The organism is Pseudomonas sp. 21LCFQ010, from assembly GCF_024129905.1.
Classification (GTDB): domain Bacteria; phylum Pseudomonadota; class Gammaproteobacteria; order Pseudomonadales; family Pseudomonadaceae; genus Aquipseudomonas.
Genome location: NZ_JAMYDZ010000021.1, coordinates 78808 through 99633, shown reverse-complemented (window position 1 = coordinate 99633; position 20826 = coordinate 78808). Strand labels below are relative to the sequence as shown.

General features: G+C 61.8%; 19 protein-coding genes. 10 read left to right on the top strand and 9 right to left on the bottom strand.

The window, feature by feature from the left end:
* Positions 1 to 29: 29 nt before the first annotated feature.
* From NJC38_RS21350 to NJC38_RS21335, 4 genes are all read right to left on the bottom strand, one after another.
* Positions 30 to 1004 carry a serine/threonine protein kinase gene (locus tag NJC38_RS21350; RefSeq protein ID WP_253116988.1) on the bottom strand — a complete coding sequence of 325 codons (975 nt, stop codon included), beginning with the start codon at positions 1002 to 1004 and terminating at the stop codon, positions 30 to 32.
* A 167-nt stretch (positions 1005 to 1171) separates the two neighbouring features.
* The gene (locus tag NJC38_RS21345) at positions 1172 to 3073 is read right to left on the bottom strand and encodes a PhoX family phosphatase (protein WP_253116999.1); all 1902 of its coding nucleotides are present in this window, start codon (positions 3071 to 3073) and stop codon (positions 1172 to 1174) included.
* Between the two features lie 82 nt (positions 3074 to 3155).
* Positions 3156 to 3920: a TOBE domain-containing protein gene (locus NJC38_RS21340; RefSeq protein ID WP_253116987.1), complete on the bottom strand. Its 765-nt coding sequence runs from the start codon at positions 3918 to 3920 to the stop codon at positions 3156 to 3158.
* A gap of 290 nt (positions 3921 to 4210) precedes the next feature.
* The gene (locus tag NJC38_RS21335; RefSeq protein ID WP_253116986.1) at positions 4211 to 4957 is read right to left on the bottom strand and encodes a ComF family protein; all 747 of its coding nucleotides are present in this window, start codon (positions 4955 to 4957) and stop codon (positions 4211 to 4213) included.
* A 100-nt stretch (positions 4958 to 5057) separates the two neighbouring features.
* On the opposite strand from NJC38_RS21335, the gene bioB reads away from it, so the two are divergent.
* The 10 genes from bioB (at position 5058) to NJC38_RS21285 (ending at position 16178) form a co-directional block, all read left to right on the top strand.
* Positions 5058 to 6116, top strand: coding sequence for a biotin synthase BioB (gene bioB, locus NJC38_RS21330; RefSeq protein WP_045484415.1), 1059 nt, complete (start codon positions 5058 to 5060; stop codon positions 6114 to 6116).
* A gap of 5 nt (positions 6117 to 6121) precedes the next feature.
* Entirely contained in the window at positions 6122 to 7312 is a 1191-nt protein-coding gene (gene bioF, locus NJC38_RS21325) for an 8-amino-7-oxononanoate synthase (RefSeq protein WP_253116985.1), read from the top strand.
* Positions 7305 to 8036 carry an alpha/beta fold hydrolase gene (locus NJC38_RS21320; RefSeq protein ID WP_253116984.1) on the top strand — a complete coding sequence of 244 codons (732 nt, stop codon included), beginning with the start codon at positions 7305 to 7307 and terminating at the stop codon, positions 8034 to 8036. The genes bioF and NJC38_RS21320 overlap by 8 nt, the downstream gene beginning before the upstream one ends.
* Complete coding sequence (gene bioC / locus NJC38_RS21315) at positions 8029 to 8838, top strand: malonyl-ACP O-methyltransferase BioC (protein WP_045484405.1); 810 nt, start codon at positions 8029 to 8031, stop codon at positions 8836 to 8838. Before NJC38_RS21320 ends, bioC begins: the two co-directional genes overlap by 8 nt.
* Positions 8835 to 9533 (top strand): dethiobiotin synthase, encoded by a 699-nt coding sequence (gene bioD / locus NJC38_RS21310; RefSeq protein ID WP_253116983.1) that lies wholly within the window; start codon positions 8835 to 8837, stop codon positions 9531 to 9533. Before bioC ends, bioD begins: the two co-directional genes overlap by 4 nt.
* A 129-nt stretch (positions 9534 to 9662) precedes the next feature.
* Complete coding sequence (locus NJC38_RS21305) at positions 9663 to 9959, top strand: pyrroloquinoline quinone biosynthesis protein PqqE (RefSeq protein ID WP_253116982.1); 297 nt, start codon at positions 9663 to 9665, stop codon at positions 9957 to 9959.
* A gap of 364 nt (positions 9960 to 10323) precedes the next feature.
* Positions 10324 to 12129 carry a phenylacyl-CoA dehydrogenase gene (locus NJC38_RS21300; RefSeq protein WP_045484390.1) on the top strand — a complete coding sequence of 602 codons (1806 nt, stop codon included), beginning with the start codon at positions 10324 to 10326 and terminating at the stop codon, positions 12127 to 12129.
* A 258-nt stretch (positions 12130 to 12387) separates the two neighbouring features.
* The gene (locus tag NJC38_RS21295) at positions 12388 to 13686 is read left to right on the top strand and encodes a GGDEF domain-containing protein (protein ID WP_253116981.1); all 1299 of its coding nucleotides are present in this window, start codon (positions 12388 to 12390) and stop codon (positions 13684 to 13686) included.
* A gap of 218 nt (positions 13687 to 13904) precedes the next feature.
* A complete protein-coding gene (locus NJC38_RS21290) occupies positions 13905 to 15680 on the top strand; it encodes an acyl-CoA dehydrogenase C-terminal domain-containing protein (protein ID WP_045484384.1) in 1776 nt (591 codons plus the stop codon).
* A gap of 336 nt (positions 15681 to 16016) precedes the next feature.
* Positions 16017 to 16178, top strand: coding sequence for a YqaE/Pmp3 family membrane protein (locus NJC38_RS21285; RefSeq protein WP_045484381.1), 162 nt, complete (start codon positions 16017 to 16019; stop codon positions 16176 to 16178).
* A 48-nt stretch (positions 16179 to 16226) separates the two neighbouring features.
* Here NJC38_RS21285 and pqqD read toward each other — a convergent pair whose 3' ends face one another.
* The 5 genes from pqqD to NJC38_RS21260 form a co-directional block, all read right to left on the bottom strand.
* Complete coding sequence (gene pqqD, locus NJC38_RS21280; protein ID WP_045484378.1) at positions 16227 to 16505, bottom strand: pyrroloquinoline quinone biosynthesis peptide chaperone PqqD; 279 nt, start codon at positions 16503 to 16505, stop codon at positions 16227 to 16229.
* A 100-nt stretch (positions 16506 to 16605) separates the two neighbouring features.
* Positions 16606 to 17406, bottom strand: coding sequence for a carbon-nitrogen hydrolase family protein (locus tag NJC38_RS21275; protein ID WP_253116980.1), 801 nt, complete (start codon positions 17404 to 17406; stop codon positions 16606 to 16608).
* Positions 17407 to 17420: 14 nt separating this feature from the next.
* Positions 17421 to 19100, bottom strand: coding sequence for an FAD-dependent oxidoreductase (locus tag NJC38_RS21270; protein WP_253116979.1), 1680 nt, complete (start codon positions 19098 to 19100; stop codon positions 17421 to 17423).
* 143 nt (positions 19101 to 19243) lie between these two features.
* Positions 19244 to 19705: an Lrp/AsnC family transcriptional regulator gene (locus tag NJC38_RS21265; RefSeq protein WP_045484369.1), complete on the bottom strand. Its 462-nt coding sequence runs from the start codon at positions 19703 to 19705 to the stop codon at positions 19244 to 19246.
* Between the two features lie 48 nt (positions 19706 to 19753).
* On the bottom strand, positions 19754 to 20809 hold the full coding sequence (locus NJC38_RS21260) for an FUSC family protein (RefSeq protein ID WP_253116978.1): 1056 nt from the start codon (positions 20807 to 20809) through the stop codon (positions 19754 to 19756).
* Between the last annotated feature and the right edge of the window lie 17 nt (positions 20810 to 20826).

Below are 20826 nucleotides of genomic sequence, written 5' to 3'. Positions count from 1 at the left end.
AGGGAGAGCCTGGCGATAAAACAGTGACGTCAAAACAGCTTCAGCGGCTCTTCACGCAACGCCGAGAGCTGTTCGCGCAGGGCCAGAATGTGATCGCCCCAGTACCGTTCGCTGCCGAACCAGGGGAAGCTGCGTGGAAACGCCGGGTCGTCCCAGCGCCGCGCCAGCCAGGCGCTGTAATGCATCAGGCGCAGGGCGCGCAGTGGCTCGATCAGGGCCAACTGGCGCGGGTCGAAGTCGTGGAACTCGCCGTAACCGTCGATCAGCTCCGAGAGTTGCCCCAGGCAGTCCTGGCGGTCGCCGGCCAGCATCATCCAGATGTCCTGCACCGCCGGGCCCATGCGGCAGTCATCCAGGTCGACGATATGAAAGATCTCGTCGCGGCACATCATGTTGCCGGGGTGGCAGTCGCCGTGCATGCGGATGTTGCTGTGGGGCGTTGCGGCGTAGGCGTCTTCGATGCGCTTGAGCAGGTCACGGGCGACGGACTCGTAAGCGGGCAGCAGGTCGCGGGGGATGCAATTGTTATTGAGCAGGTAGTCCAGCGAGTCGCGGCCGAAGTTCTGTACCGCGAGGGTTTCGCGGTGTTCGAAATCACGGGCGGCGCCGACCGCATGCAGGCGGCCGAGCAACTGCCCCAGTCGGTACAGATGATCGAGGTTGCCCGGCTCCGGGGCACGGCCGCCACGGCGCGGGAATAGCGTAAAGCGGAAGTCGCCATGCTTGAACAGGGTCTGGCCGTTATGCTGCAGCGGCGCGACCACCGGGACTTCGACAGCTTCGAGTTCGGCAGTGAAGCGGTGTTCTTCGAGAATCGCCTCGTCGCTCCAGCGCCCTGGGCGGTAGAACTTGGCAATCAGCGGCTGCTGGTCTTCGATACCGACCTGATAGACGCGGTTCTCGTAACTGTTGAGGGCCAGTATCCGGGCGTCGCTGAGAAAACCGATGCTCTCGACTGCGTCGAGAACCAGATCAGGGGTGAGTGCTGCGAAAGGATGGGACATGCGGACTCCTATGCGCAACGAACAGCTGCGTAGACCGCTGATGGTAACGCAGACAACGGCCCGGTAGGAGCGGCTTTAGCCGCGAAAGCTGCCGCCCGGGCAATACATCTTTCGCCTGGCGTGGGGCTATTCGCGGCTGAAGCCGCTCCTACATGTTGGGCGATGCCTCAGGCGCCGATCACACCGCCATCATCACGGGTGATGACCATCACCGAGGAACGCGGTTTGCCGCCCGGCAGGTGCTCGGGGAAGGTCGAGCCGCCATTTTCACCAGGGTGCTGGATGCCCACGAACATCGTTTTGTAGTCCGGCGTGAAGCTGATGCCGGTCACTTCACAGCCGATCGGCCCGACCATGAAGCGGCGGATCTCGCCGCTGGCCGGGTCGGCGCAGAGCATCTGGTTATTGCCCATGCCGGCAAAATCACCTTTGTTGCTGCTGTCGCCGTCGGTCTGAATCCACAACCGGCCCGCCGCGTCGAAGCTCAGCCCGTCAGGGCTGTTGAACATGTTCTGCGGCGTGACATTGCTCGATCCGCCTTGCGGCGTGCCGGCATGGACCGTGGGGTTGCCAGCCACCACGAACAGATCCCAGTCGAACGCCATCGCCGAGGCGTTATCGCCGTTTTCGCGCCAGCGCAGGATTTGCCCGTACTGGTTCTTGGCCCGCGGGTTTGGCCCGCCAACCGGCTGGCCGTCCTCGCCGCGCTTGGCGTTGTTGGTCAGGGTGCAATACACCTGGCCATCCTTGGGGCTGACCACGATCCACTCCGGGCGGTCCATGCGGGTGGCTTTGACCACGCTGGCGGCCAGCCGCGCATGGATCAGGACCTCGGCCTGGCTGTTGAAGCCGGCGGCGGCGTCCAGGCCGTTCTTGCCATGCGTCAGTTCGACCCAGCGGCCTTTGCCTTTGGGATGGTCGGGGTTGTTGTCGCCGTCATCGAACTGCGCGACATACAAGGTGCCGTGGTCGAGCAGGGTGCGGTTGGCCTGCGGATCGTCGTGGTTGATCTTGTCGCGGCTGATGAATTTGTAGATGAACTCACCACGCTCGTCGTCGCCCATGTAGACCACGGCGCGGCCGCCTTTGGTCTGCGCCAGGGCGGCGTTCTCGTGCTTGAAGCGGCCCAGGGCTGTGCGTTTGACCGGCGTGGACTTGGGATCGAACGGATCGATTTCCACCACCCAGCCGTGGCGATTGACCTCGTTGGGGTTCTTGGCCACGTCGAAACGCGGATCGTGCTGATGCCAGTTGATGTCCTTGCTGGCGGCCACTACACCGTAGCGTTTGAGGCCGGCATCGAACTTCTGCTGGGCATCGCTGCTGCCGAAGCAGTCGGTGAAGTTCTCTTCGCAGGTCAGGTAGGTGCCCCATGGGGTCTTGCCGTTGGCGCAGTTCTGGAAGGTGCCCAGCACGTGGCGACCGCTGGCGTCGGCGCTGGTTTTCAGCCAGTCGTGGCCGGCCGCCGGGCCACTGAGGGTGATCGGGCTGTTGCCGTGGATGCGCCGGTTATACGACGAGCCCTGAACGAACTGCCACTGGCCATTGCTACGTTTGATCTCGATGACCGAAACGCCCTCGCTGGCCAGCGCCTTGCGCACTTCTTCGGCAGACTCGGGGTTCTTGCCGTGCTCAAAGAGGTAGCGGTAGTTGGTGTATTCGTTGTTGATCGCCAACAGCGCGCGGTCAGGCTGGCCAGGCATCGGGAACAGGCTCATGCCGTCGTTGTTGTCGCCGAACTGCAGCTCCTGTGCTTCGGCTGTGCCCTTGCCAGTAGGGTCGAAGGCCGGGCCGTCCTTGTGCAGCGGCTGGCCCCAACTGATCAGCACCGACGAGCGGTAGCCAGGCGGCAGGCTGATGCTGTCATCGACACTGGCCTTGATGCTGTCGAACCCCAGCAGTTTGCTGTTGGCTTCGCTGACTCCGATGGCCAGAGCGCTGCGGCTGAGCAGGTCGCCGCCGAGAAACAGCGCGGCACCGGCCAGGGTGCCCGCACCGATAAAACTGCGGCGGGTGAGGCCGACCATTTTTTCGAGGTCGGTAGACTGGTTTTCTTCTAATAATTTCATCATCACGGCTCCCACGAATGTGGCCGTAACATTAAGTATTCAGTATTACTAAATTATGTCGACGGTATGACGCCCGGATGCTTCACACCACAGTGCCCAACAGCACTTGTGAGGGCAAAAACCGGGCCTGCACTGCGCTGCATGGGGCCAACCCCAGTGCCGCAAGCCGCTGCGGCGCAGCCAGGGCACAGAGCGTCTGACCATTGGCCAGGGCGATCCGCACTTCGCTGGGACCGTCGGGCGCATCGAGAATGCTTTGCAGCTGGCCGTGCAAGTTGTTGTAACCGGTTGTCGGCGCCTGTTCAGGGGCCAGCAGTTCGAGCCAGCCGGCCTTGATCAGGGCCATGACTTCGCTGCCGTTTTCCAGTTCCAGGCGCTGGGTGCTGTCATGGGTAATTTGCGCGTCGATGCATTCACCACCGGCCAGGGTCAGGCGCACAACATCATTGATGCCTTGCCGGGTAATGCTCTGGATGCTGCCGAGTAACTGATTGCGGGCGCTGGTGTGCAGGGTCAGACGGCTGAGCAATTGCAGGTCGCTGTCGTGTTCGGCGGCCTCCAGCACCTGAGCCTGCAGGGCTTGCAGGCGCTGATAAAGACGCAGGATACGTGCGCCTTCGACCGACAACCTGGCACCACCACCGCCGCGGCCGCCGACGCTGCGCTCGACCAGCGGCTTTTGCGCAAGATTGTTCAGCTCATCGATCGCATCCCAGGTGGCTTTGTAGCTCAGCCCGGCACTCTTGGCTGCGCGGGTGATCGAGCCTTGCTCGGCAATGTGCTGCAACAGCGCGAGGCGCTGTGGGCGACGCACCATGTATTGGCTCAGGGAAGACGATAGCGGCATGACCAGACGACCAGCAAAGCAGAGATTGCCAGAGTCTATGCCAAAACCTAGGGGCTGTTGCCGTTTCAGTACAGATTGCGTTGCAGCTCCAAATCGTGTCAGGCGAGGCGGAGGACGCAGGAAATGGTCACTCCCTTTTCAAGTCCTCCGACGAAGCATGACGCGATTTGGGGCGCAACCCGTAGGGCCGTGGCTGTTTTGTCGCCCCGTCTCCAACTGAATGAAGATTGTGCAAGCCGACAAAACAGACCTCGGCGCGGCTGTGATGAAACGGCAACAGCCCCTAGTGTTCAGTCCTCGGGCGCGGGTGTTCTGGCCAGGCAATACACATCCACCCGCCGCGCCCCGGCGCCGGTCAGCAGTTGCGCGAGGTTCTGGGCTGTGGTGCCGGTGGTCAGCACGTCATCGACCAGCGCCAGGTGCTTACCCTGTACCCAGTGACTGTCGGTCAGGCTGAAGGCACCTTGCAGATTCTGTTTGCGCGCTTTGGCACTCAGGCCTTGTTGTGAGGGCGTATCGCGGGTGCGCAGCAATTGCCGCGCTTGCACGGGCAGTTGCAACTGTTCACCCAGCCAGTTGGCCAGCATCGCCGACTGATTGAAACCGCGCTGGCGCAAGCGCTGCCTGGCCAGGGGCACCGGCAGTAACGCATCGGGTCTTGGCAGGCCTTCGTCGAAGCGATGTTGCAGGTATTGGCCTTGTAACTCTGCCAACAGCTTGCCCAATGGCCACTGCTGGCGATGCTTGAAGCGGGTGATCAGCCGGTCGACGACAAACTCGTAGGTCCAGGCCGTGATGACCTGGCTGAACGCCGGTGGCCGTTGATCGCACTGCGCGCAACATTCGCCAGCCCCGTAGCCTGATCCTGTCAGCGGCAGCGCGCAACACAGGCAATGATCGCCCAGCCAGGGCAGCTCGGCTTCGCAAGCCACACAGATGGCCAGCGATGTATCGCTGGGCTCATCGCATAACAAACAGAATTGAGTGAAATTTAACCAGATGTAAACCTGTGTTTCTTTGTGTGGTTGACATGGCATGGCCGTTCCCTAATCATTCCGAAAAATCTCGCCGGACAACCGTGTCGTGTCTGTGGTCTTTCGCCCGGGCGCAGAGTCCGTTCAATAAAAGGAGCCGCCGATGAGCGCCAGCACTACAGCTACCCTGCGTCACGACTGGACTTTAGCCGAGGTCAAGGCGCTGTTCGTACAGCCATTCAATGACTTGCTGTTTCAGGCGCAGACCGTGCACCGTGCGCACTTCGATGCCAATCGGGTTCAGGTCTCGACCCTGCTGTCGATCAAGACCGGCGCGTGCCCTGAAGACTGCAAGTACTGCCCGCAGTCCGGCCACTACAACACCGGCCTCGACAAGCAGAAGCTGCTTGAAGTGCAGAAGGTGCTTGAGGAAGCGGCACGGGCCAAGGCGATTGGCTCGACCCGTTTCTGTATGGGCGCGGCCTGGAAACATCCGTCAGCCAAAGACATGCCCTACGTGCTGGAAATGGTCAAAGGCGTAAAGGCCATGGGCCTGGAAACCTGCATGACGCTGGGCAAGCTCGACCGCGAACAGACCGAAGCCCTGGCCGATGCGGGCCTTGACTACTACAACCACAACCTCGACACCTCGCCGGAGTTCTACGGCAGCATCATCACCACCCGCACCTACAGCGAGCGCCTGCAGACCCTGGCCTATGTGCGCGACGCGGGCATGAAAATCTGTTCTGGTGGCATTCTGGGCATGGGCGAGTCGCTGGACGACCGGGCCGGCCTGCTGATCCAGTTGGCCAACCTGCCCGAGCATCCGGAGTCGGTGCCGATCAACATGCTGGTCAAGGTTGCCGGCACACCGCTGGAAAACGCTGAAGACGTCGATCCGTTCGACTTCATCCGCATGCTGGCCGTGGCGCGCATCCTGATGCCCAAATCCCACGTGCGCCTGTCGGCGGGCCGCGAAGCGATGAACGAGCAGATGCAGGCACTGGCGTTCTTTGCCGGGGCCAACTCGATCTTCTACGGCGAGAAACTGCTGACCACCGGCAACCCGCAGGCTGACCGCGACATGCAGTTGTTCGCCCGCCTGGGCATCAAGCCCGAAGAGCGTGAGGAGCATGCCGACGAAGTGCATCAGGCCGCCATCGAGCAGGCACTGGTGGAGCAAAAGAGCAGTTCGATGTTCTACAACGCCGTCTCGGCCTGACCGATATGGGCTTTGACCTAAGTGCCCGCCTGGCGGAGCGGCGCGCCGCGCAGTTGTATCGTCAGCGCCCGCTGCTGCAAAGCCCGCAAGGGCCGCTGGCGGTGGTCGACGGCCAGGCGCTGCTGACCTTTTGCAACAATGACTACCTCGGGTTGGCCAGCCATCCAGAGGTGGTCGCTGCCTGGCAGGCCGGTGCCGAGCGCTGGGGTGTCGGCGGCGGGGCTTCGCATCTGGTGATCGGTCACAGCAGCCCGCATCACGAGCTGGAAGAGGCTCTGGCCGAGTTCACCGGGCGCCCGCGCGCCTTGCTGTTCTCCAATGGCTACATGGCCAATCTGGGGACGGTCACCGCCTTGGTGGGGCAGGGCGACAGTGTGCTCGAAGACCGCCTTAATCATGCGTCCTTGCTCGATGCCGGGCTGCTCAGCGGTGCGCGGTTCAGCCGTTACCTGCACAACGACGCGCAAAGTCTCGCGGCGCGTCTGGACAAGGCCGTGGGTGACAGCCTGGTAGTCAGCGACGGGGTGTTCAGCATGGACGGCGACATTGCCGACCTGCCGGCCCTGGCGCGTACCGCTAAAGCTCGCGGCGCCTGGCTGATGGTTGACGATGCCCATGGCTTTGGCCCGCTGGGGGCCAATGGCGGAGGTTGTGTCGAGCACTTTGGTTTGGGTATCGACGATGTACCGGTGCTGATCGGTACGCTGGGCAAGGCGTTTGGCACCAGCGGGGCGTTTGTTGCGGGCAGTGAAGAGCTGATCGAGACGCTGATTCAGTTTGCCCGGCCATACATCTACACCACCAGCCAGCCGCCGGCGCTGGCCTGTGCCACGCTCAAGAGCCTGCAACTGCTGCGCAGTGAACACTGGCGGCGCGAGCACCTCAATGCCTTGATCGCGCAGTTCCGTCAGGGCGCCGAGCAAATCGGCCTGACCCTGATGGACAGTTTTACACCGATCCAGCCGATCTTGATTGGCGATGCCGGACGGGCCTTGCGCCTGTCGCAGATGTTGCGCGAGCGCGGCCTGCTGGTGACTGCGATCCGCCCGCCCACCGTGCCGGCCGGCAGTGCCCGTTTGCGGGTCACTCTGAGCACGGCCCACACATCCGAGCAGGTGCAGCTATTGTTGCAAGCACTGGCGCAGTGCTGGCCACTGCTGGGTGTGGATGAAACGATGGAGCAGGCTCATGCGTGATCGTCTGGTGTTGTTGCCCGGTTGGGGCTTGGGTGTCTCGCCGCTGGAGCCGCTGGCTGCCGCCTTGCGCGGCCTGGATGAGCACCTGAAAGTCGAGGTCGAGCCGTTGCCGCAAACGGGCAACGCGGATTTATCGGCGTGGCTCGATGAACTGGACGATGGCCTGCCTGACGATGTGTGGCTGGGCGGCTGGTCGCTGGGCGGCATGCTCGCCGCCGAGCTGGCGGCGCGGCGTGGCGAGCGTTGTTGCGGTTTGCTGACCCTGGCCAGCAACGCCTGCTTTGTGCCGCATGGCGCCTGGCCGCATGCGATGACGCCGGCTGACTTTGCGGCGTTTCTCAGCGGTTGTGAACACGACCCCGACGTGACCCTGCGCCGCTTCAGCCTGTTGTGCAGCCAGGGCAGCGCCGACCCGCGCGGCCTGTCGCGGCAGCTCAAGGCCGCGGCGCCCAATGCCTCGAAGCAAGCGTTGCTCGATGGCCTCAGGCTGCTGGAGCGGCTCGATACCCGTGAAGCGTTGCAGAGCTATCGTGGCCCGCAATTACACCTGTTTGCCGGTAACGATGCGTTTGTGCCCGCTGAAGCGGCAAGCGATCTATTGGCCTTGTTGCCAGATGTGGAGGTTGGCGTGATTGAACAGGCCAGCCATGCATTTATTCTGGAAAACCCCCATGGAGTGGCGGCGGCAATCCGGGCCTTTTTACATGAGTCCGATGATGACTGATCTTTGTGCCGTGCGTGGGCTCGGCCTGCCAGACAAACAACAGGTCGCCGCATCATTCTCCAAAGCGGCGGGCAGTTACGACAGTGTGGCCGACTTGCAACGAGCGGTCGGGCAACACCTGTTGAGGGGGATTCCTCAGGCACTGACGCCTGCGCAGTGGCTGGACCTGGGCTGCGGCACCGGGTACTTCAGCCGCGCATTGGCGCAGCGCTTCCCGGCTGCGCAGGGCATGGCGCTGGATATTGCCCAAGGCATGCTGCGCCATGCACAGCCCCAGGGCGGCGCTGCACATTTTGTCGCTGGCGATGCGGAAAATCTGCCGTTGCACGGTGGCCGTTTCGATTTGCTGTTCTCCAGCCTGGCCGTACAGTGGTGCGGCAACTTCGCTGCGGTATTGAGCGAGGCGCGGCGGGTATTGCGGCCCGGTGGGGTGTTTGCATTCTCCAGCCTGTGCGTCGGCACTCTGCATGAGCTGCGCAGCAGTTGGCAGCAAGTGGACGGTCAGGTGCACGTCAATCGCTTTCGTGAGCAGCACGACTACCAGCGCTTGTGTGACGCCAGCGGCTTGCGTATTCGCAGCCTGGAAGTGCTACCCCACGTGCTGCACTACCCGGATGTACGCAGCCTGACCCATGAGTTGAAAGCGCTGGGTGCCCACAACCTCAATCCGGGCCGGCCGACCGGGCTGACCGGGCGGCAACGGATGCAAGGTTTGCTGCAGGCCTACGAAGCGTTTCGCCAGCCACAGGGGCTACCGGCCACCTATCAGGTGCTTTACGCGGTTCTGGAAAACCAGCCATGAGTTCAGCTTTTTTCATTGCTGGCACCGACACCGATGTCGGCAAGACCACCGTGGCGGCCGGCTTGCTGCGTGCGGCGCGGCACGCCGGGTTGAGTACCGTGGCCGGCAAGCCGGTGGCGTCCGGTTGCACGCGCACCGCCGATGGCCTGCGCAACAGCGATGCCTTGGCGTTGCTTGGCGAATGCTCGCTGCCGCTGGACTACGCCGAGGTCAACCCATTGGCCCTGGAACCGGCCATCGCCCCGCATCTGGCCGCGAGGGAAGCAGGGGTGCAGCTTGAGCTGGCCAGTCTATTGCCCGCCATGCAACGCTTGCTCGCGCGCCAGGCCGACTTCACCTTGATCGAAGGCGCTGGCGGCTGGCGGGTGCCGCTCAATGACCGCGAATATTTGTCCGATCTGGCGATGGCCTTGAAGCTGCCGGTGATTCTTGTGGTGGGCGTGCGCCTGGGCTGCATCAACCATGCGGTGCTAAGCGCCGAAGCGATCCTGCGCGACGGCCTGCCATTGGCCGGTTGGGTGGCAAACATTGTCGATCCGGGCACCTCGCGTCTGCATGAAAATCTGCAGACCTTGAGCGAACAATTACCGGCGCCCTGTCTCGGCCAAGTGCCGCGTCTGGAGCAGGCGAACAGCGAAAATGTTGCCAGATATTTACACCTGGATCGCCTTGGGCAAGGCATCTGCCTGATCTAGAAGGACTTTTGCTTTTGCTCAAGATTGAGCCTATTGCCAGGCGTTGTGCCATTAGTCTTTTTATCGGGCCTTTTGCCTTTATTGCTGGTTCAATAGGCTTGTTTGTAACTCTGAGCTGAGGATTGGCTTATGCAAATCTCCTTGAGCAACACGTTTTATCCAGGCTTGACCGCTATTCAGGTCGGGCAGGATCGTGTCGATCAGGCGGCCACCCAGATCGCCAGTAGCGGTATCGAAGTCTCCGGCCGTAGCCAGTCTTCGGATTTCCAGCTGGAAAACCTGCGCTCCGTCGACCGTAGCCAGCGTTCCGATCTGCCCGCCAATATTGTCGAGCTCGCGGCCGGCAAAGCGCAGGTTGAAGCGGGCGCTGCTGCGCAGCGCGCAAGCAATGAAGCGCTGGGCACCCTGATCGACACCTACGCCTGACCCTGGGGCCTGATTTTCAGGCCAGCCCCATCGAGAGGGTGAATATGAAACGCCGTGCCTTTGTGCACGGCGTTTTCGTTTCCGGCCTTTGTCCGGTTCGCCCTGTGTATCGTCCCCGCAACCCCTACTCGCTCAACTAGACTTGAATGCATGTTGCCAGCATCGCTGCGGGCCTTGTCGTGCGTGGTCGATCGTGACGTTAGACCGATGGTGAGTGGCACGCTATTGACAAGGTGCGGGTGTAAACGTAAGTTTCAAACAACTGTTTGATCGGTGGGCGGCCGCGATCATCAGCTGGACAACAATGTTTCCAGCATGACCGGCCAGTCATTCATTCCGGGATTCACCAGCAGAGGTTTTCGCTATGCCAGATTACAAAGCCCCCTTGCGTGATATTCGTTTCGTACGTGATGAACTGCTGGGTTATGCGGCGCACTATCAGAGCCTGCCTGGCTGCGAGGACGCCACGCCCGATACGGTCGACGCCATCCTTGAAGAAGGCGCCAAGTTCTGTGAGCAGGTGCTGGCACCGCTGAATCGGGTCGGTGACACCGAAGGCTGTACCTGGAGCGAGTCTGGCGTGAAAACGCCAACCGGTTTCAAACAGGCTTATCAGCAATTCGTCGAAGGCGGCTGGCCGAGCCTGGCCCATGATGTCGAGCATGGCGGCCAGGGCCTGCCGGAGTCTCTGGGTCTGGCGGTCAGCGAACTGGTGGGGGAAGCCAACTGGTCGTGGGGCATGTACCCCGGTTTGTCGCATGGCGCGATGAATACCCTGTCGGCCCACGGTACGGCTGAACAGCAGCACACCTACCTGACCAAGCTGGTCTCCGGTGAATGGACCGGCACCATGTGCCTGACCGAACCGCACTGCGGCACCGACCTGGGCATGCTGCGCACCAAGGCCGAGCCCCAGGCCGACGGCAGCTACAAGGTCAGCGGCACCAAGATTTTCATTTCGGCCGGTGAACACGACATGGCCGACAACATCGTGCACATCGTGCTGGCCCGCCTGCCGGATGCACCGGCTGGCACCAAAGGCATTTCGCTGTTCATCGTGCCCAAATTCCTGCCTGACGCCCAAGGTGCCATCGGCGCGCGCAATGCCGTCACCTGTGGCTCGCTGGAGCACAAGATGGGCATTCACGGCAACGCCACCTGCGTGATGAACTTCGACGGTGCGACAGGTTTCCTGATCGGCCCGGCGAACAAGGGCCTGAACTGCATGTTCACCTTCATGAACACCGCGCGCCTGGGCACTGCACTGCAGGGCCTGGCGCACGCCGAGGTGGCGTTCCAGGGTGGCCTGAAATACGCCCGCGAGCGTCTGCAGATGCGTTCGCTGACCGGTCCCAAGGCACCAGATAAAGCCGCCGACCCGATCATCGTGCACCCTGATGTACGGCGCATGCTGCTGACCATCAAGGCGTTCGCCGAAGGCAACCGGGCGATGGTGTACTTCACCGCCAAGCTGGTGGACATCGTCAAGTACAGCCAGGACGAGGAGCAACGCAAGTCGGCCGACGCGCTGTTGGCGTTCATGACCCCGATTGCCAAGGCATTCATGACCGAGGTGGGCTTCGAGGCTGCCAACCATGGCGTGCAGATCTATGGCGGTCACGGCTTCATCGCCGAGTGGGGCATGGAGCAGAACGTGCGCGACAGCCGCATTTCGATGCTCTATGAAGGCACCACCGGCATCCAGGCCCTCGACCTGCTCGGTCGCAAGGTACTGATGACCCAGGGCGAGGCGCTCAAGGGCTTCACCAAGATCGTCCACAAGTTCTGCCAGGCCAACGAAGGCAACGAAGCCCTGTCGGCGTACATCGCCCCGCTGGCGGCGTTGAACAAGGAGTGGGGCGAGTTGACCATGAAGGTCGGCATGGCCGCCATGAAAGACCGCGAAGAAGTCGGCGCCGCTTCGGTGGATTACCTGATGTTCTCCGGTTACGTCTGCCTGGCTTACTTCTGGGCCGACATGGCCCGCCTGGCCGCGGAGAAGATTGCCGAGGGTACGGGCGACGAGGCGTTCTACAAAGCCAAACTGCAGACTGCGCGCTTCTATTACCAGCGTATCCTGCCCCGCACCCGCAGCCATGCCGCAGCGATCCTGTCTGGCGCTGCCAACCTGATGGAAATCAGTGAAGAGGACTTCGGTCTGGCTTACTGAGTCCGGATTCGGCTCCGCCCAGCAATACCGGAAACGCCCCCGTTCACACGAGCGGGGGCGTTTTATTTTTTCTGGGCAGATGTCCGGGTAACAACCGCTGTTAGATAACCTTCATATATCCCTGATAAACCTTTTGAGTTTCCTGCCGTTACAGCACTTAGTTAACTAATTGGTTCGGTTGTATGCATTGCTTGCCGAATGTGGGCACAATGACATCATGCTGAGCGATTGCTCGATGCCGAGTAGGAGACATCCCCCTTGTTGCATCCATCTGCTGCACGACTGAGTCACTTCCTGCCCGCCGGCAGCCTGTTCCTGGCTGGGCTGGCAGCGGCCTATGTCAAAGACCTGAGTGTGTTCTTCACCTCACTGTTCAACGTCCTGCCGACCCTGGTGCTGCTGCTGGGCGGTGCCTATTGCGCGGTCTACCGGCGTCAGCGCGAGTTGTCGTTGATGGTGACGGTGTACATTGCCTATTTTCTGCTCGACACCCAGACGGACTTCTACCGTGACAACGGCAGGGTCCGCGAAGATGCGGCGGTGATTTTCCACCTGACCTGCCTGCTACTGCCGGTGATGTATGCGCTGTACGCGGCCTGGGAGGAGCGCACTCACCTGTTTCAGGACATCGTGGCCCGTCTGGCGGTGCTGCTGGTGGTCGGCAGCGTTGCCTTGGGCCTGGAGCAGAGCTATCCGAATGAAGTGCAGAACTGGCTGGCGGACATTCGCTGGCCGGCCTTGCACGGCTCGTGGATGAGCCTGATCCAGCTGTCGTACCTGATGTTTATCATCGGCTTCGGCGTGTTGATCTGGCAGTATCTGAGCAAACCCAGGCCGCTGCATGCCGCGCAACTGGTCGGTTTGCTGGCGCTGTTCTGGGCACTGCCCAAGACCTTCATCCTGCCGTTCACGCTCAATATCATGTGCAGCCAGGTGATGCTGATGATTGCGGCAGGCGTGGCCCATGAGGCGTATCAGATGGCGTTCCGCGACGAGCTGACCGGCTTGCCGGGGCGACGCGCGCTCAATGAGCGGATGCAGCGCCTGGGACGCAACTATGTGCTGGCCATGAGCGACGTGGACCACTTCAAGAAATTCAACGACACCCACGGCCATGATGTGGGCGATCAGGTGCTGCGTCTGGTGGCCAGCAAACTGTCGAAAATCACCAATGGCGGCGGCAAGGCTTACCGCTACGGTGGTGAAGAATTTGCCATTGTGTTTGCCGGCAAGGCGCTGGAAGAGTGCCTGCCGCACCTTGAGGTGATTCGCGAGACCATTGCCCACTACGAGATCCAGTTGCGCAACAAGGAGAACCGGCCGCAGGACGATCAACAGGGGCGGCAGCGGCGCGGTGCTGCGTCGGCCAGCAGCGTGTCGGTCACCGTCAGTATCGGGGTGGCCGAGCGCCAGCCTGAACACCGCACACCTGAAGAAGTACTCAAGGCCGCCGACCAGGCGCTGTATGCCGCCAAGGGCGCCGGACGCAACTGTGTGATTGCGCATGGGCAGACTGCCAAACGCGGAGCGGTGCGCAGCCCTGACCCCGTTGGCTGAACAGCAGCAAAGACAAGTGGACACGGGCCGTGATGGGCGGCGCCGTGTTTTTTTCGGCCTGCCATTTTGCGTGACTGATAAATACCTTGTGGTCACAAACGGACCCTATGTGTCGTAATGGTTGTTCGGCTAAACTCGGGCTTCGAACGCCTTGACCGGTCTGTGGCAGGTCCGGTTTCCAGGCTCAGATCTTTTGCTTCCCGTTTGCGAGGTGTGCCATGGCTGACTACAAAGCGCCGCTGCGTGATATGCGCTTCGTCCTCAATGAGGTCTTTGAGGTTTCCCGACTCTGGGCCAGTTTGCCGGCATTGGCCGACACTGTGGACACCGAAACCGTCGAGGCGATTCTTGAAGAAGCCGGCAAGGTCACCAGCCGCAGCATTGCGCCCCTGAGCCGTAACGGCGACGAAGAGGGCTGCCGCTGGAACGACACCGTGGTCAGTACGCCAACCGGCTTTGTCGATGCCTACCGCACCTATGCCGAGGGCGGCTGGGTGGGCGTGGGTGGCAACCCCGAGTTTGGTGGCATGGGCATGCCCAAGGTGGTGTCGGCGCAGGTCGAAGAAATGCTCAACTCCGCGAGCCTGGCGTTCGGTCTGTACCCGATGCTGACCTCAGGCGCGTGTGTCTCGCTCAATACCCATGCCAGTGAGGCGCTCAAGGCGCAGTACCTGCCCAACATGTACGCCGGTGTCTGGTGTGGCTCGATGTGCCTGACCGAAGCCCACGCCGGGACTGACCTGGGAATCATCCGCACCCGCGCCGAGCCGCAGCCCGACGCCAGCTACCTGATCAGCGGCAGCAAGATTTTCATTACCGGCGGTGAGCACGACCTGACCGAGAACATCATCCATCTGGTCCTGGCCAGGCTGCCCGATGCGCCAGCCGGCCCCAAGGGCATTTCACTGTTTCTGGTGCCCAAGTTTCTGGTCAATGACGACGGCAGCCTGGGGGCGCGCAACCCGGTCAGTTGCGGTTCCATCGAACACAAGATGGGTATCCAGGCTTCTGCCACCTGTGTGATGAATTTCGACCAGGCCCGTGGCTGGCTGGTGGGTGAGCCGCACAAGGGCCTGGCGGCGATGTTCACCATGATGAACTACGAGCGTCTGGGGGTCGGCATCCAGGGCTTGGCATCCGGCGAGCGCTCCTACCAGAACGCCATCGAATATGCCCGTGACCGTCTGCAAAGCCGTGCGCCGACGGGCGCGCAGAACCGCGACAAGGTCGCCGACCCGATCATCGTGCACCCCGACGTGCGGCGCATGCTGCTGACCATGAAAGCCCTCAACGAGGGTGGGCGGGCATTTTCCACTTATGTGGCGGTACAACTGGACATCGCCAAATACAGTGAAGAGCCGCAGCAGCGTGAGCGCGCCGAACAACTGGTGGCGTTGCTGACCCCGGTGGCCAAGGCCTTTCTCACCGATGTCGGTCTGGAAACCACTGTTCACGGCCAGCAAGTGTTCGGCGGCCACGGTTACATTCGCGAGTGGGGCCAGGAGCAACTGGTGCGTGATGTGCGCATCACCCAGATCTACGAAGGCACCAACGGCATCCAGGCGCTGGACCTGGTGGGGCGCAAGATCGTCGGTTCTGACGGTGCCTGGTACCGGGTGTTTTCCGAGGAGGTTCGGCAGTTCATCGACAGCGGCGAAGCGCCTGCGGAATTCGTCAAGCCGCTGGCAAATGCCTTGCAGACCCTCGACGACCTGACTCAATGGATACTTGACCGCGCGCGCAGCAACCCGAATGAAATCGGCGCTGCGTCAGTGGAGTATCTGCATCTGTTCGGCTACACCGCCTATGCCTGGCTGTGGGCGCGCATGGCTCTGGTCGCACAAGCCAAAGAAGCTGAAGATTCGTTCTATGCCGGCAAGCTGGCGACTGCGCGTTTCTATTTTGCTCGCTTGTTGCCGCGTATTCATTCACTCGCCGCTGCGGTACGCGCAGGCAGTGAATCGCTGTACCTGCTGGACGCCGAGCAATTCTGATAATGATTCTCATTGGTGTAAGCCATGGCTTACACAACGTGGCGGCAAATCGCCTCTTTCGATAAAAAGGATCCAAAGTTAAATTAGCCACATGGACGTTGCGCAGGATGCGCACTAGATAACAGGGACACGTAAGGGATACCTGCCAGGATGGCGGGAAGAAAGGGAAGTCAGGGAAACAGTCTGGAAAACCCCGCTGCGGCGGGGTTTTCTTTGTGCACGTGTTTTTGTTCCGGGTCGGGTGATGGCGGTCTGCCAGAAGCTACGGAACCACTGACAGCGGCCAAGGGTCGATTGAATACAGGCCATCAAGGCCCTTCAATCAGGAGCTTACCCATGGACATCATCCGCATTATCATCGCCATTCTGCTGCCTCCACTGGGCGTGTTCCTGCAAGTCGGTTTCGGCGGCGCGTTCTGGCTCAACATCCTGTTGACCCTGCTGGGTTACTTCCCTGGCATCATCCACGCGGTGTACATCATCGCCAGCCGCAAGTAACCTGCCGCGCCGCTTTCAGGCCTGGTCCTGGCCAGGCCCGAAGGCGCTTCAGTGCAGGTCGATCCAGTGCTTCTGGCTGGCTCTCCTGATGAAGTCATCAACGTCGGTACCCGTTTCCGGAAGGTTAGGGAAACGGGTATGCAGAATCTCGATGATCTGCTCGACCGTGTGCCGACCATCAATCAATTCGCCAACCCGTGCCGCGTCATCGTCCAGGCGGATCATGCCGCCGGGACGAAACAGCAGTACATGGCCATGTCGATCAGGAGCCCGCTCCAGGCTGCAGCCTGTGTGCCAGTGCGGGGTGAGTGTGCGATCGGCTTTCATGGAGTGATCCTCTGCTGACAGACACTTTGCTCGTGACCGGCCGGGAGGCCGATCATCAATCCTCACTTGCAGTGTAGTCGCGCAATGCAATGACGGCGGCTCAGTTTTTCAACAGTCGCTCATACAGATCAGGGCGGCGATCAGCGGCGTAATTGTTTAAATCCTTGGCGTTATCGATGCCTGAGCGTTGCAGGTCAGCGATCAGCAACGCTTCGTCCTCGCCTGCCAGCAACGGGCGGCAGCCCTGCGGCCCGTTAAGGCTGCTCAGGCCGCAATAGTGAATTTCGCCCTCGCTACCGCAGTAGTTGGCATACGCCAGGTAGCACTGGTTCTCGAAGGCGCGGGCGCGCACCGTCACCTCACACACGAAGTCATAGGGCGCCATATTGGCGGTGGGCACCACGATCAGGTCGGCACCGGCCAGCGCGAGATGACGCGCCGTCTCCGCAAACTCCACGTCGTAGCAGATCAGCAGCCCCAGCCGCCAACCGTGCAGTTCGACCACCGCACAGTGCGCGGCCCCGGCGCTGAACATGGTTTTATCCAGCTCACCGAACAGGTGGGTCTTGCGATAGTTGACCAGCCGGTTGCCGGCCGCGTCGATCAGTTGCGCGGCGTTATACAGCAGGCCGTCCGCGCCCCGCTCCGGGTAGCCATAGACAATCGCCACACCGCTTTGCCGGGCAATCGTCGCGACCTGTTCGGCCGCCGGGCCGTCTGCGGCTTCGGCCAGGCGTTCGACGGCCTGACGGCCGATGTTGTAACCGCTGAGGAACATCTCCGGGCAGACCAGCAACTGTGCGCCAGCACGGCTGGCGGCCTGTGCCTGGGCGGCCAGCCGCGCCAGATTGGCATCGATGTCCAGGGGCAGGGGCGGGCATTGGTAAATCGCGATCCGCATGCTAAACCTCGGTGTCAGTCGCCCAGCGCAATGGGGCCGATTTCATCGAACACATCGCCTGGGCCGGGGTTGTCGGCGGGGGACTTGCCGCCAAAGTGGTTCATGATGCCCCACACCGCATTGAGCGAGGTCTGCACCGCACCCTCGACCCAGGCCGGGGTCCAGGATATGTCATCACCGGCGAGGAACATGCCGCGGTGTTCGGCGGGCATGTCGTGCTGCATGAAGTGCGCGTACATCCGCTGGTTATAGCGGTAATGGCCGGGCAGTGCGCCTTTGAAGGCACCCAGGAAATGCGGATCGGCCTCCCACGAAACGGTAATCGGGTCGCCGATGATGTGCGCGGCGATATCCACCTTCGGGTAAATCTTCTTCAGCGCATCCAGGGCCAGACGCACGCGCTTGTCGATCGGCTGTGGCAGCATTTTCAGTGCATCGCTCATCCACGAGTAGGACAGGCAGATCACTCCTGGTTTGTCGTCGCCGTTGTCAAACAGGTAGGTGCCACGGGTCAGACGGTCGGTGAGGGTCATGCTCATCAGGTCGCGGCCGGTTTGCGGGTCTTTGTCTTTCCAGAAGGGCCGGTCGACCATCACAAAGGTTTTCGACGACTGCATGTAGCGGGTACGGTCCAGGGCCATCCACATTTTCTGCGAGAACAACGACTCTTCGCATTCGATCTGGGTGGTCAGCAGCCAGCTCTGGCAAGTGGTCAGTACTGCCGGGTACAGACGCGTGTCGCCCCAGTTGTCGGTGATCGCCAACTGGCCGTCGGAGGCGCGGGCGATGCGTTTGACGCCAGGGCGCGGCGCGCCATGGTGCAGTGACGACAGGCTGGTGCCGGCCGGCCAATGGGCGCAGTGCTGCGGCACATGGCGCCAGATGCCCAGCGGCACCTGTTGCACGCCACCGACAATCAAGTGCTGGTCTTCATCGCAGTTGGTCATTACCACGCGGAAAATTTCCAGCATCGAGTTGGGGAAGTCCGAGTCCCAGCCACCGGTGCCGAAACCGACCTGGCCGAACACTTCGCGATGGTAGAACGACAGTTTGGCAAAGGCTTTCGAGGTGGCCACGAAGTCGTAAAAGGTGCGGTCGTCCCACAGCGGTACCAGTTCATTCCACAACGCCTTGAGGCGTGGCACATTGCGTTCGCGGATCGCCTGCTGGATTTCGGAAAACCGCGCGCCGCTCTCCAGGGCGTCGGCCCAGGCGTCGGCCACTTCCTGAAACAGGGCGGGCAGGTCGCTGAGGCTTTGCGCATAGTAGGTATTGCCTTCCAGATCCACCACCGTGCTGCCGGAGGCCGGGGTCAGCGGGTTGGGAAATGGCTGGGTCTGCAGGCCGAGTTTGTCGACATAGTGATAGAACGCCGTGGACGAGGCCGGAAAGCGCATGCCTCCCAGTTCGGCAATGATGCCTTCAGCGCCTTCGAATGGCTGGGAGCGCAGCCGCCCGCCCATCTGCGAAGCCTCGTAGACCACCGGCTTGAGGCCCAGCTTCATCAGCTCATAGGCGGCGACCATGCCGGCGATGCCGGAGCCGATGATCGCCACTTCACGGCCATGATGATGCTCCGGGATGCTGCCCAGCCCGGCGGGGTGGGTGATCCACTCGTCGAAGGCAAAAGGGAAATCCGGACCGAACATAGTGATCGGTTGTTGACCGTCTGCACGATGACGAGGGTGATTCATGGCTGTCCCTTAATGGTGGCGATGGCACGGGTAAGGACAGTCTAGGCAGGCATGAGCACGTTAATAAGACGAAAACTGTCGTCGCTCTGTGCGTCGGTGATGCAATCTGACGACCTGCTTGCGTACTATGACGAAAACGCCATTCAAACCGGCTGGCCGCGGTCGATCTTGCTGCTGAGAATGATCGAGGTGGTGGTCTTTTCCACCCCCTCGACACTGCCGATCAGGTCGAGCAACTGGTCCAGTTGCTCCGGGGATTCAGTGCGTAGCCAGGCAACATAGTCGAACTCGCCACTCACCGCGCACAGTTGCTGGACTTCGCTGAGGGTCGCGAGGCGACGCAGCACGTCCTTGCCGGCTCGCGGCCTGACGGTGATGCCGACGTAGGCCTGCAGGCCGCCATCGACCACTCGCTGACCCAGCCGTACACCGTAGCCGGTGATGACCTTGCTCTTTTCCAGGCGTGCCAGCCGCGACGTCACGGTGGTGCGCGCGATGCCCAGTTGGCGGGCCAGCACGGCCACGCTTTCGCGGGCGTTGAGCTGCAAAGCGGCGATCAACCGGTGGTCAAGATCATCAAGAACGGGCGGGCGGCTGGCGGACAAGGGCGTCTCCTTACAATGCGCCGCATGGTACGGGGTGTTGCCTGCCGGTCACAACTTCCAGCGCCGGGAGGTCTTGGCCAGACGTGCCTGCAATTGATCGAGCGTGTGGCTCAGGCGCTGGCTCATCAGCAGATAACCGGTCAGTTCGGCGGGAACGTCACCGGGCAGCTGCAAGGTTTCAAAGCTGCGGTTGAGGTGTTCGGTCGCGCCGGTCTGCAACGCCCTGGCCATGCCCAGCAGGCGGCGGCGGTTCTGCCGGTAGTCGGCATCCAGTAGCGCCCGGGTGAGCGGGTCAGGGTTGGCCGGGCGGGTATTGGCGAGGATTTCCAGCAGGCTCAGGCACATCCGGAACTGGCTCTGGATGGTGTCCAGCTCGACCATGGAAATCTTCACCTCCTTGGACACCGACGGCAGCAGCGAGCGCAGTTGCAGCATGGTCGCGTTGAGGCTGGCGGTGAGCGTGAGGTGTTCATCGGCGTTGACCGCCTGGCCATGGCTGATCCGCCCATACACCTTGGCGCAGTCACGCAGGCCGCTGGCCAGGTTATAGCGCCAGGAGAACACCGCATACAGCGGCAGGGCAAACGAGAACGCCAGCGCCAGACCGATACCGATCAGAATATCCACCGTGCGCCACAGCCCGTCGCTGATCGGGTTGACCCCATGGCCTGCGACGATGAACAGCGTGATCGCTGACAGGAGCGCGGTATAGCCGCCCTTGCCGATGGCGTGGTAGGCGAAGAATCCGCACATCACTGACATCAGGGTGTAGGTCAGCAGCGGCATTTCCAGATAACCCTGCTGGACCACCACGCACAGCCCAAGGCCTGCGCCGATCAGGGTGCCATAGGCACGTTCCACGGATTTCTTGCGGATATTGCCATGATGCTGCAGGCCGCCGATCACGATCAGCATGGTCACCGAGGCCCATTCGCCATGTGGCAGGTTCAACCCGCTGGTGAGCAGGATCGACACCAGCAGGCCGACCGAGATTCGGGCGGCATGGATCAGCCGGGCGTGTCGGTAGCGGCGATAAGGATCAAGCAACGGGCGTAGTACAGGGCGAAGCCAGGCGGGGATGGAAGCAGTGCGAGGAAAGGGCATGCGGGGGCGTACCATCA

What these genes read in the sequence shown, in the direction of transcription:
- NJC38_RS21350 (WP_253116988.1), bottom strand. Translation starts at nt 1,004, where the DNA reads ATGTCCCATCCTTTCGCAGCACTCACCCCTGATCTGGTTCTCGACGCA.
- NJC38_RS21345 (WP_253116999.1), bottom strand. Translation starts at nt 3,073, where the DNA reads ATGAAATTATTAGAAGAAAACCAGTCTACCGACCTCGAAAAAATGGTC.
- NJC38_RS21340 (WP_253116987.1), bottom strand. Translation starts at nt 3,920, where the DNA reads ATGCCGCTATCGTCTTCCCTGAGCCAATACATGGTGCGTCGCCCACAG.
- NJC38_RS21335 (WP_253116986.1), bottom strand. Translation starts at nt 4,957, where the DNA reads ATGCCATGTCAACCACACAAAGAAACACAGGTTTACATCTGGTTAAAT.
- bioB (WP_045484415.1), top strand. Translation starts at nt 5,058, where the DNA reads ATGAGCGCCAGCACTACAGCTACCCTGCGTCACGACTGGACTTTAGCC.
- bioF (WP_253116985.1), top strand. Translation starts at nt 6,122, where the DNA reads ATGGGCTTTGACCTAAGTGCCCGCCTGGCGGAGCGGCGCGCCGCGCAG.
- NJC38_RS21320 (WP_253116984.1), top strand. Translation starts at nt 7,305, where the DNA reads ATGCGTGATCGTCTGGTGTTGTTGCCCGGTTGGGGCTTGGGTGTCTCG.
- bioC (WP_045484405.1), top strand. Translation starts at nt 8,029, where the DNA reads ATGACTGATCTTTGTGCCGTGCGTGGGCTCGGCCTGCCAGACAAACAA.
- bioD (WP_253116983.1), top strand. Translation starts at nt 8,835, where the DNA reads ATGAGTTCAGCTTTTTTCATTGCTGGCACCGACACCGATGTCGGCAAG.
- NJC38_RS21305 (WP_253116982.1), top strand. Translation starts at nt 9,663, where the DNA reads ATGCAAATCTCCTTGAGCAACACGTTTTATCCAGGCTTGACCGCTATT.
- NJC38_RS21300 (WP_045484390.1), top strand. Translation starts at nt 10,324, where the DNA reads ATGCCAGATTACAAAGCCCCCTTGCGTGATATTCGTTTCGTACGTGAT.
- NJC38_RS21290 (WP_045484384.1), top strand. Translation starts at nt 13,905, where the DNA reads ATGGCTGACTACAAAGCGCCGCTGCGTGATATGCGCTTCGTCCTCAAT.
- NJC38_RS21285 (WP_045484381.1), top strand. Translation starts at nt 16,017, where the DNA reads ATGGACATCATCCGCATTATCATCGCCATTCTGCTGCCTCCACTGGGC.
- pqqD (WP_045484378.1), bottom strand. Translation starts at nt 16,505, where the DNA reads ATGAAAGCCGATCGCACACTCACCCCGCACTGGCACACAGGCTGCAGC.
- NJC38_RS21275 (WP_253116980.1), bottom strand. Translation starts at nt 17,406, where the DNA reads ATGCGGATCGCGATTTACCAATGCCCGCCCCTGCCCCTGGACATCGAT.
- NJC38_RS21270 (WP_253116979.1), bottom strand. Translation starts at nt 19,100, where the DNA reads ATGAATCACCCTCGTCATCGTGCAGACGGTCAACAACCGATCACTATG.
- NJC38_RS21260 (WP_253116978.1), bottom strand. Translation starts at nt 20,809, where the DNA reads ATGCCCTTTCCTCGCACTGCTTCCATCCCCGCCTGGCTTCGCCCTGTA.